Origin of the sequence: Brevibacillus borstelensis (assembly GCF_003710865.1) — a bacterium.
Taxonomy (GTDB): domain Bacteria; phylum Bacillota; class Bacilli; order Brevibacillales; family Brevibacillaceae; genus Brevibacillus; species Brevibacillus borstelensis.
Genome location: NZ_RHHO01000106.1, coordinates 1 through 6,101 on the forward strand (window position 1 = coordinate 1; position 6,101 = coordinate 6,101).

Consider the following 6,101-nt stretch of genomic DNA (forward strand, 5'->3'; position numbering starts at 1 on the left):
AACGGCTTGCTGGGCACGCTCAACAGAAAAAACCTCACCTGTTTGGGTGAGGTTTCTTTGGTAAGGGTGCCCTGTTCACTATTTCGGTTCAATGCCTTCGGCTATTCGTACGTTTCATCTGTCACAACCTTTATCCCGAGAATGAAAGCTGGCTTATCCGGTTTTCCATGAATCACGTCCGCGTAATAGAAATCCCTCAAAATAAAGCGTGTATAATTCGATTCTTCCGCAATTTTCTTAAGGAAATCGTCTTTCACGATCCCTATCAGTTCCAACGCTTTCATCTCGTCACCCGAATCATGCAATGGTTCCGCAAATTCTACGTTTATATGGGCAATATTGCCGTCAATGTACATAACAGATACCGTTCCTACGGCATGTTCATAATAATGCCTGATAAACGGGGTCTTTGCTCCCGAACCATATAACGTCCATTCACCTTGCTCTGTTTTGAGCGGTTTTCCGAGCAGTTCCTCTACTCCGCCCGCTTGATCAGGAAGCCCTCGGGTTGATTGTACCAATTTGTTTATGTCCAAGAGAGCAGCGGGCATATCTTCCTCCGTTGGAGCCAGTACAGCCTTTTGTTCTGAGTAAGATGCATCCAACGGCTGGATTTCCTGCTCCTTATCAGTGCTGCAGCCCGTTAAAACAATGATCATTAGCAAAACGTAGGCAATCAGCTTCATGACACCCCTCCCACCATCCAGATTATACCAAATCCTTCAGGGCAATTATACTGGATGCAGTTTAAGCTGGTTCTCCGCCGTCTTTTCGTGAAAGAGCCGAAGCTGAGCCGTTACAACCTTTTTTATTAGGAGCGGAACCGCTCAAAGCTGTAATCGGTTCATTGATCGTTGCAATCATTGTCCGCAATTGGATCGCATCTCTCGACTTCTCCCCTTCTCCTTCTGTATGAGCGCTTGGCTCGGGCCTTTGACGGGCATCGATATCGCGGCATTATCGGACTTTGATTCCCGCAGGTACCCTACCCATGAATTCGTCTTGCCTCGCTTCTTGGTAGCGATGTTTGGGCTTGCGTGGGTTGACGGCACCGACACGTTGATCCTCCCTGTTGCGTCTTGTTGCCACCTCGAAAAACAACAAAAAGCCAGCCCTGGTGAATGGCGGCCTCCGAGCTTGAGACGTCGCTTTACCTTCTAGGCTGGCTTTTCCGTACGTATGTTGAACTGCGGCCTGCTGGCCGATCATTCGTGCCAGTAAGGTTCTATATTATTTCATAAGCAATTCATCTGTTTTGGTGATCATGTTATCCCAATTGATGAGATACACCTTAACCCCGACGAGTTTAAGCTTCCCGTCAACATATTCGTGAATTTTCTCGGTAAATTCCCTCGTTGATTCATTGAAAGTAAGCTTTCCTTTAACAGGCTCGATCTGGCGGGAAAACAGTTTCGTAATACCAGTATTTACCTTGTCGATCTCATACCCGTTGATAAATGACCCTTGGGAATTGGTTTCCAGCATATAGAACATGTTTCCGTGGACCATACGAGAAATCTCACTTAACTTTCCGGTACTCTCCATCTTCGGAATAACAAGTTCTTTATTATTTACGATGTTAACGACTTTTTCAAAACCTGGACGCAATGCGTACACATAGTCCAAGGGGAAGGGGTACGTCTGCTGTCCCTGCATTCCTCCAAAGATCGGGTCGCTAGTCACCCGGTCAGGGCCTTCGAAACGAACCGCAGGAACGCTATTATCCCACTTTTGACCAATACCAAACATGTTCGCGATAGTGGCAGCAGGTACATACACGTTGCCGTTGTAAGTGAAGGGCTCCGCTTTGGTCTGAATTTCCTTCCCGTTGATCATGAGCTTGATATTCGCAAAGTTAGCCTTAATGGATTGCGTTCCCTTTTTGGCGATGGCGCTATTGCTTCCGGCGAGCATTCCCCCGGTAAACAACAATGCTCCCGCCACTCCTCCAATTATTACCTTTTTCGATATATGAAACATGCTATACTCTCCTCTGTGTCGATTTTTATATAAGTATAACGCAAAAAGTTGAACAAATGTTTCATCAAAATTCGTAATGACTCGCATTGGCAAAGTAATAATGCCCCAATTACATAGTGCGTTTGAATATGTTACAACCGTTCATTTGTATGGTAAAATTTCCCAAAAAGAAGGTTGTGCATCTAATGAAAAATCAACCATTCTGGTTCAAATTTATTTTCGTTATTGTTATGATAATCGGGATATTTGCATTCCTTACAGGGATTTCTTTCTTTCAACTCTCAACATTGCTCGGCTTGCTCGTTCTCTCTATTTGCTTGTATACCAAAGATTCAACCAAGCTCTAAAAAAAGGATTGATGTTGATTTTCACTAAAACCCTCTGTTTGGAGGGTTTTTTGGCATTTACTTCAGTCCGACTTGATTTCTTTCCCACTATTTGTTATTTTGGTTTACTCTGGCTGGCAAATTCGAAAAATTAGGGTGATACAAATGATCACGAGATATGCAAATATAAATGACACCATTGAAATATTACGGATGGATGAGAAGGTCATCCATTCTTCGAGCAGATCTGGATATTTATCGGAAATGATTGATCATCATCGCTGTCTCGTTGCTGAACAAAACGCTTCGATATCCGGTTTTCTGACTTTTGATACGAACTTTTTTGGGTATTGGTTTATTTCTCTCGTTATCGTGGACCCTGCTTACCGCCAAAAAGGGATTGCAACAGCTCTTATCAAACATCTCGAGAAGCTATGCCCTACATCGAAATTATTTACCTCAACCAACCAGTCCAATCTTCCCATGCACAACCTATGTGATCGGCTCGGTTATTTAAAAACAGGTATTATTGAGAACCTGGATGAAGGTGATCCGGAAATTATTTACTTCAAACGATTGGCGGATGAAAACGAGGAAATTATTACCTTTTACGGTTGAAACCAGATGTAACTTGGGATAAAATTAACATAAAATTACAAATTTGGGGTGTGGAATGATGAAGAAGATCGCTGCGATTGTTTTTTCTGTCATGCTGGTTCTGTCTGTATCGAGTGCTGCGCTTGCTGCCAAGCCAGCGGAAGTTCGTCCATCGTGTGCGATGGTTCCATGGTGTGTGATTATGAATTAAGAACTTACAGGACTCTTATGAGGGGGGCTTCATGTGCCCTTTGGACTGAAGAAAACCCCGACAAAATGTGGGGGTTCTATCTGGGCTGGCACCTTACTTACAGGTGTCCGCTCTTTCTTTTTTTGAAAACCTGTCATCATGTCAACCATTCCATACGGAAAGGAGCGTGAAGGAGTGGATTCCGCATGATCGATATCGTATCAATCATTTTGATTACAGTTCTCCTCGTTAGTTGGGGTTTTATCGTAAACTCCCATTCGCTTCGTAAAAAATGGATTTATGTACTGATAACATTCGTCATGTTTTGGGGGATTGTTGAATTGATAGACTACCTTGCCCCTTCATCCCCTCACTATGAATAATCAATTACCCGTGACGCTAGCTTATTTACTTTTTTTTGTAAAAATGGCTATTGCCTCGGGTACTCTCCCTCCGCAAAGATACATTGAATGAAAAACTTCTGGAGTCCCCTATCCCGCTTGTAAGCAACCCTGAATTTTTTATTCAGGCCTCATTAAACGCTATATCCAGATCGTCGTCCCAAGAAAGAAAACCACCATGGCGCATAGCACCAATCATCAACACGCTCAACACGGTAAAAACATCAAAAAAGAAGCTTATTTTCTGTTCCTGAGAGCAGCCTTTGTATATTTGCCGTATGCCTGAAAACAACCATAAGCGCCATTAGGCACGCAAATATATAAAAATACAAGGTATTCCCAAAAACAGGAATAAATGAAATAACCGCAAAAAGCACTGTTGCACATATTGTGCCTAAAGAAACATAACGGGTCAAAGCTACTATTATCACAAAAAAGCCAAGGCATAAAAGGGCCATCACCCAGTCAACCATGAACAGCACAGCCACTGCTGTAAGTGCTCCCTTGCCCCCTTTAAAGCCAAAATATACCGGCCAGTTATGCCCAATAACCGCTCCTGCGCCTGCCGCTAAAAGGCTTACGCATTCTTTAGCCTCTCCCGAATAAAAGTAAACGCCAATGTACAAGCCTATCATACAGGCAATGATCCCTTTTAATATATCTCCCGCAAGAACTAACACCGCAGCAGATTTCCCAAGTACCCTCAGCGTATTGGTAAGTCCGGCGCTTTTGCTTCCATGGCTTCTTATGTCCGTGCCGTATATGTTCCCTACAATTACTGCGGTATTCAGGCTGCCCAAAAGGTAGCCCAAAATTAAGGCTGCCAAAAGCTTTATAATATCAATCATCGCTCTTCTCCCTTGGAGTATTCTCATTTTCTTTTATTTATCCATCTATACAGGGTTCATCCGCCGTCAAACCTGCCTCCTTTACCCATTGGTTATATCAATGAATGACTGCGGCCAAATATTTTGCCAAGCATATTTATGAACCTTTGCCAAGCAAATAGAATATATAGGGATGTTTTCTCTCATATTTGCCATTCTTTGGAGGTGTTCTCTCTCAGAATTCTTACATTCGGTAATTTTCAGATATTTTTGTTTCCTGGCTTCATTATAACATATCTCTTATTTTTTCAGATGTTCTCGCAAGTTTAAAGGGAGGGATTTTGCCGACGAGCGAATCCGATCTGGTTGTAAATTCGAGCCGTTTCCTGGGCTTCCTCTCCCCTTCTCCGTGTCTCTTTACGGTTTAGCTTCGGCAGAAAAGACATCTGTGCGCTCATCTTCCGTACCCCCTCGCGTTTTGCCATGGTATAACGTTGGTAGCGTATATACTTTCGATCTCCAGCATGGGGACTTTTCTTTTTCTGCCTCATACCTCTTCTGCTACCGTTAGTTGCGGAAGGGGGTGAGAACTATGACCAAGCGTCTGTACTTTTTTGTAAGTCTCCATGACGCGCTGCGAATCAGTAATGAACTTTCACAACTCGGTGTAAGTCGTTACCATGTACAGCCACACGATTTGGAAGTCGCTTTTGTTTTTGAACGTGTGTCAGAAGTTACACAGGTCGTCTTGAGGCGTTTGTTTGGTACAGATGGTGTGTCACAACAAGACTAACCCAGCAGCTGGTGTTTCCTCGAATGAGGGGCACCAGCTCCGTATTTCCATCGAAATATTGTGTTAAGCTTCGATATCTCATGAAAAAATGCTGTTTACAGAATCTCCCTAAAATGATACGTTATTGTCAGAACTTTCTGTGAGGAGGTGATCCGATGAAAAAGTTGCTTGCTGTTGTTTTTTCTGTGGTAATGGTTATGTCTGTAACTGCTGGTGCTACAGCTGCTGAAACACAAGGGTGTTATGCACAACGTGTTTGCCAAGAAATTTATTAATTGAACTTGTGTAGATCTTTCCATAACGGGACTGGAGCTTAAGGGTACTTTATGTACCCTTTTCTGTTTATTGGCTTCCTCCTCATCACAATTTCTCTTTTGGTAAATGACAGCTCCTTTTGCTTTGAAAAATCCGAAGCTCACTGCTTGCGGCATCTACTGGTTCCAGAAATGACAGTTACTCTTGTGCGCTGATCTTCCCTTCCCCTCACGGTTAGACCTCCGTGGTATAATTTTTGGCCGAGTTATTACCCAAATCTCCCTCAATTGGGGATTCTATAGAAAGTGGTTGATACGATGGTTTATGCCATCAATGACTGGGCCTTCTCTAATGACACAGAATTCCCTCATCAAGATTGGGACCTTTTTCTTACTGATTTAAGTACCGCTCCTTTACTACTATCACTATCAATGAATCCGAAAGTAGCGAAGGCTAAACGAAAAGTCTTTCTAGCTTGCCTATACCTATTTGTAGGTGATGCAGTTGGAATAGTAAAAGATAAAAACTACCTTGAGGAAGTCCGACTTTTTGTAGAGCAAGCATCATCCAATCGAAATTATTACATCCAACAATGGGTTTCTCGGTCGTTTCAACTTATTCAAAACCCTGAGCTTTTCGATTACAAAAAATGGTGTGATGGGATTGATATCTTTTCTTTCTGGGACGATTACGTTTTCCTTTGTTCCCGATATGTTACTGTAGTGTTTTGAT

Annotated in this window: 8 protein-coding genes; 4 read left to right on the plus strand and 4 right to left on the minus strand. The window is 42.8% G+C overall.

What is annotated here, in order from left to right:
* Nucleotides 1-101 precede the first annotated feature (101 nt).
* Both EDM54_RS26090 and EDM54_RS26100 read right to left on the minus strand, forming a co-directional pair.
* Nucleotides 102-686: a hypothetical protein gene (locus EDM54_RS26090; protein ID WP_024983650.1), complete on the minus strand. Its 585-nt coding sequence runs from the start codon at nucleotides 684-686 to the stop codon at nucleotides 102-104.
* Between the two features lie 544 nt (nucleotides 687-1,230).
* Nucleotides 1,231-1,980 carry a stalk domain-containing protein gene (locus EDM54_RS26100; RefSeq protein ID WP_003390536.1) on the minus strand — a complete coding sequence of 250 codons (750 nt, stop codon included), beginning with the start codon at nucleotides 1,978-1,980 and terminating at the stop codon, nucleotides 1,231-1,233.
* 491 nt (nucleotides 1,981-2,471) lie between these two features.
* Between EDM54_RS26100 and EDM54_RS26105 the strand changes: the two genes are divergently transcribed.
* Both EDM54_RS26105 and EDM54_RS27190 read left to right on the plus strand, forming a co-directional pair.
* Nucleotides 2,472-2,924, plus strand: coding sequence for a GNAT family N-acetyltransferase (locus EDM54_RS26105; protein WP_003390539.1), 453 nt, complete (start codon nucleotides 2,472-2,474; stop codon nucleotides 2,922-2,924).
* Between the two features lie 58 nt (nucleotides 2,925-2,982).
* The gene (locus tag EDM54_RS27190; protein WP_255320384.1) at nucleotides 2,983-3,114 is read left to right on the plus strand and encodes a hypothetical protein; all 132 of its coding nucleotides are present in this window, start codon (nucleotides 2,983-2,985) and stop codon (nucleotides 3,112-3,114) included.
* A gap of 504 nt (nucleotides 3,115-3,618) precedes the next feature.
* Here EDM54_RS27190 and EDM54_RS27450 read toward each other — a convergent pair.
* On the minus strand, nucleotides 3,619-3,693 hold the full coding sequence (locus tag EDM54_RS27450) for a LicD family protein (RefSeq protein WP_228006736.1): 75 nt from the start codon (nucleotides 3,691-3,693) through the stop codon (nucleotides 3,619-3,621).
* A gap of 25 nt (nucleotides 3,694-3,718) precedes the next feature.
* Nucleotides 3,719-4,342 carry a glycerol-3-phosphate 1-O-acyltransferase PlsY gene (gene plsY, locus EDM54_RS26115; RefSeq protein ID WP_003390540.1) on the minus strand — a complete coding sequence of 208 codons (624 nt, stop codon included), beginning with the start codon at nucleotides 4,340-4,342 and terminating at the stop codon, nucleotides 3,719-3,721.
* A 571-nt stretch (nucleotides 4,343-4,913) separates the two neighbouring features.
* On the opposite strand from plsY, the gene EDM54_RS26120 reads away from it, so the two are divergent.
* Together EDM54_RS26120 and EDM54_RS26125 are read left to right on the plus strand one after the other, a co-directional pair.
* Nucleotides 4,914-5,114, plus strand: coding sequence for a hypothetical protein (locus EDM54_RS26120; protein WP_003390542.1), 201 nt, complete (start codon nucleotides 4,914-4,916; stop codon nucleotides 5,112-5,114).
* 572 nt (nucleotides 5,115-5,686) lie between these two features.
* Nucleotides 5,687-6,100: a hypothetical protein gene (locus tag EDM54_RS26125; protein ID WP_122959104.1), complete on the plus strand. Its 414-nt coding sequence runs from the start codon at nucleotides 5,687-5,689 to the stop codon at nucleotides 6,098-6,100.
* The last annotated feature ends 1 nt before the right edge of the window (nucleotide 6,101 follow it).

What these genes read in the sequence shown, in the direction of transcription:
- EDM54_RS26090 (WP_024983650.1), bottom strand. Translation starts at nt 686, where the DNA reads ATGAAGCTGATTGCCTACGTTTTGCTAATGATCATTGTTTTAACGGGC.
- EDM54_RS26100 (WP_003390536.1), bottom strand. Translation starts at nt 1,980, where the DNA reads ATGTTTCATATATCGAAAAAGGTAATAATTGGAGGAGTGGCGGGAGCA.
- EDM54_RS26105 (WP_003390539.1), top strand. Translation starts at nt 2,472, where the DNA reads ATGATCACGAGATATGCAAATATAAATGACACCATTGAAATATTACGG.
- EDM54_RS27190 (WP_255320384.1), top strand. Translation starts at nt 2,983, where the DNA reads ATGAAGAAGATCGCTGCGATTGTTTTTTCTGTCATGCTGGTTCTGTCT.
- plsY (WP_003390540.1), bottom strand. Translation starts at nt 4,342, where the DNA reads ATGATTGATATTATAAAGCTTTTGGCAGCCTTAATTTTGGGCTACCTT.
- EDM54_RS26120 (WP_003390542.1), top strand. Translation starts at nt 4,914, where the DNA reads ATGACCAAGCGTCTGTACTTTTTTGTAAGTCTCCATGACGCGCTGCGA.
- EDM54_RS26125 (WP_122959104.1), top strand. Translation starts at nt 5,687, where the DNA reads ATGGTTTATGCCATCAATGACTGGGCCTTCTCTAATGACACAGAATTC.